Below are 3216 nucleotides of genomic sequence, written 5' to 3' on the forward strand. Positions count from 1 at the left end.
CCGGACCGGCCCGGGGGCCGGTCCGCCGGCCCCGCGGCCCGCGCCGCTCACTCCTGCCGTATCTGCTGCTCGCACCGGCCGTCGTGCTGGAACTCGCCATCCACGTGATCCCGATGGTGGTCGGGGTCTGGATGAGCCTGCTGGAGCTGACCCAGTTCCACATCCGCGACTGGTCCACCGCGCCCTTCATCGGGCTGGAGAACTACCGAGCGACGCTCGACCTGAACAGCGCCGCCGGTAAGGAACTGCTGCACTCGTTCTGGGTCACCCTGGCCTACAGCCTGCTCTCGGTCGGGTTCGCCTGGCTGCTCGGCATCTCCGCGGCGGTCGTCCTGCAACGGCCGTTCCGGGGCCGGGCGATCCTGCGGGCGCTGTTCCTCACCCCGTACGCGCTGCCGGTCTACGCCGCCGTGATCACCTGGAGTTTCCTGCTGCAACGCGACACCGGCCTGGTCAACCACGTCCTCGTGGACCAGCTCGGGCTGATGAACGACCGGCCGTTCTGGTTGATCGGCGACAACAGCTTCTGGTCGCTGCTCGTGGTGTCGGTGTGGCGCAACTGGCCGTTCGCGTTCCTGTGCCTGATGGCCGGGCTGCAGAACGTGCCCGGCGAGCTGTACGAGGCCGCCGCGATCGACGGCGCGGGCTTCTGGCGGCGGCTGCGCTCGGTCACCCTGCCGATGCTGCGGCCGGTCAACCTGGTGCTGCTGCTGGTGCTGTTCCTGTGGACGTTCAACGACTTCAACACCCCGTTCGTGCTCTTCGGCGGCTCCGCGCCGGAGCAGGCCGACCTCATCTCCATCCACATCTACCGCAGCTCCTTCAAGACCTGGGACTTCGGCTCCGGGTCGGCGATGTCGGTGGCGCTGCTGCTGTTCCTGCTGGTCGTCTCGGCCGCGTACCTGCTGATCACCAACCGTCGGAGGGACGACCATGCGTGAGACCGCCGGTGAGCGCTGGGGCCGGCGCATCGTGCTGACCCTGCTCGCCCTCTTCGTCGTCATCCCGCTGTACGTGATGGTCACCTCGGCGGCGAAGCCGTTGCAGGACGTGCAGAACGGCTTCACCTGGTGGCCCAGCCGGCCCACCCTGCAACCGTTCATCGACATGTGGAGCACCGTGCCGCTGGCCCGGTACCTGGTGAACAGCCTGGTGGTGTCGAGCATCGCGGCGGTCTGCTCGGTGGCGGTGGCCATCTTCGCCGCGTTCGCGGTCAGCCGGTACCGCTTCCGGGGCCGGGGGGTGTTCTCGGTGACGGTGCTGTCCACCCAGATGTTCCCCGGCATCCTGTTCCTGCTGCCGCTGTTCCTCATCTACGTCAACCTGGGCAACGCCACCGGCATCGAGCTGTACGCCAGCCGTACCGGCCTGGTCATCACGTACCTGACCTTCTCGCTGCCGTTCTCGATCTGGATGCTGGTCGGCTACTTCGACTCGATCCCCCGGGGTCTGGACGAGGCGGCGCAGGTCGACGGCGCCGGCCCGCTGCGCACCCTGTTCCAGGTCATCCTGCCGGCCGCCGTGCCCGGCGTCGTCGCGGTCACCGTGTACGCGTTCATGACCGCGTGGGGTGAGGTGCTCTTCGCCTCGGTGATGACCGACGAGGGCAGCCGCACCCTGGCCGTCGGCCTGCAGGGCTACTCCACCCAGTTCAACGTCTACTGGAATCAGATCATGGCCGCCTCGCTGGTGGTCAGCATCCCGGTCGTCGTCGGGTTCCTGGCCCTGCAGCGGTACTTCGTCGCCGGCCTCACCGCCGGCGCGGTCAAGTGAACCACCCAACCCCAGAGGAGAACCGACCCGTGCCCGACCTGTCCAAGCTGCCACCCGACTTCCTCTGGGGTGTCGCCACGGCGGCGTACCAGATCGAGGGGGCCGTCGACGTCGACGGCCGGGCACCGTCCATCTGGGACACCTTCTCGGCGACTCCCGGCAACGTCGACAACGGCGACACCGGTGCGGTGGCGTGCGACCACTACCACCGGTGGCCGGAGGACCTGGCGCTGCTGCGCCGCCTCGGCGTGGACGCGTACCGTTTCTCGGTGGCCTGGCCCCGGGTCATGCCCGACGGTGTCGGGCGGGTCAACGCCGCCGGGCTGGACTTCTACGACCGGCTCGTCGACACGCTGCTCGCCGACGGGGTTCGGCCGTTCGTCACCCTCTACCACTGGGACCTGCCGCAGGTGATGCAGGACCGGGGCGGTTGGCCCGAGCGCGCCACCGCCGAGGCGTTCGCCGACTACGCGGCGGTGGTGGCCGGCCGCCTCGGTGACCGGGTCGCCGACTGGTGCACCGTCAACGAGCCGCTCTGCGTGTGCTGGATCGGGCATCTGGAGGGCAACATGGCCCCCGGCGAGCGGGACCTGACCCGCGCGGTGCACGCCTCGCACCACGTGCTGCTCGGGCACGGCCTGGCCACCCAGGCGATCCGGGCCAACGCGGCCCGGCCGGCGTCGGTGGGTCTGGTGCTCAACCTCAGCCCGATCGAGGCGGCGACCGACCGGCCCGAGGACGTCGCGGCGGCCCGCCGGGCCGATGGGCACGTCAACAGGTGGTGGCTGGACCCGATCCACGGGCGGGGCTACCCCGCCGACATGATCACCACCTACGGCGTCGAGCCGCCGGTACGCGGCGACGACCTGGCGACGATCGCCACGCCGACGGACTTTCTCGGGGTGAACTACTACTTCCGGCAGCTGGTGGTCGACGACCCGACGGGCGCGGCGCCGTACGCCCGGCAGGTGCCGGTGCCCGGCTCGGTGGAGACCGCGATGGGTTGGGAGATGTACCCGGCGGGGCTGGAGCGGCTGCTCGTCGACGTGCACGAGGAGTACCGGCCGGGCCGGATCATCGTCACCGAGAGCGGCTCGGCGTGGCCGGACGAGGTCACCCCGGACGGCACCGTGGAGGACAAGGAGCGCACCGACCACCTGGAGCAGCACCTCGCCGCGTGCGCGTCGGCGGTGGCCCGGGGGGTTCCCCTGGACGGCTACTTCGTCTGGTCGCTGCTGGACAACTTCGAGTGGGCGTACGGCTACGACAAGCGCTTCGGGCTGGTGCACGTCGACTACGCCACCCAGCGCCGGACGGTGAAGGCGAGCGGTCTGCGCTACGCCGAGCTGATCCGTGCCCACCAGCGGCTCGCCCGGACGACCGGCAGCGCGGCACCGGTGGCCTGACCGTCGGCGGTTCGGGAACGGCCGCTCGGGGGTCGAT

The 3216-nt window shown here is 70.3% G+C and carries 3 protein-coding genes; all 3 read left to right on the forward strand.

Going from position 1 to position 3216, the window contains the following annotated elements; all coding sequences use genetic code 11:
• Positions 1–941: carbohydrate ABC transporter permease (locus KBX53_RS27265; protein ID WP_210862400.1), on the forward strand; the 941-nt coding region annotated here is incomplete at its 5' end.
• Entirely contained in the window at positions 934–1773 is an 840-nt protein-coding gene (locus tag KBX53_RS27270; protein WP_203122170.1) for a carbohydrate ABC transporter permease, read from the forward strand. The genes KBX53_RS27265 and KBX53_RS27270, both read left to right, overlap by 8 nt.
• 29 nt (positions 1774–1802) lie before the next feature.
• A complete protein-coding gene (locus KBX53_RS27275; protein WP_210862402.1) occupies positions 1803–3179 on the forward strand; it encodes a GH1 family beta-glucosidase in 1377 nt (458 codons plus the stop codon).
• Positions 3180–3216: the final 37 nt, after the last annotated feature.

The sequence above is a fragment of the Micromonospora sp. M51 genome (assembly GCF_018070305.1).
GTDB lineage: Bacteria > Actinomycetota > Actinomycetes > Mycobacteriales > Micromonosporaceae > Micromonospora > Micromonospora parva.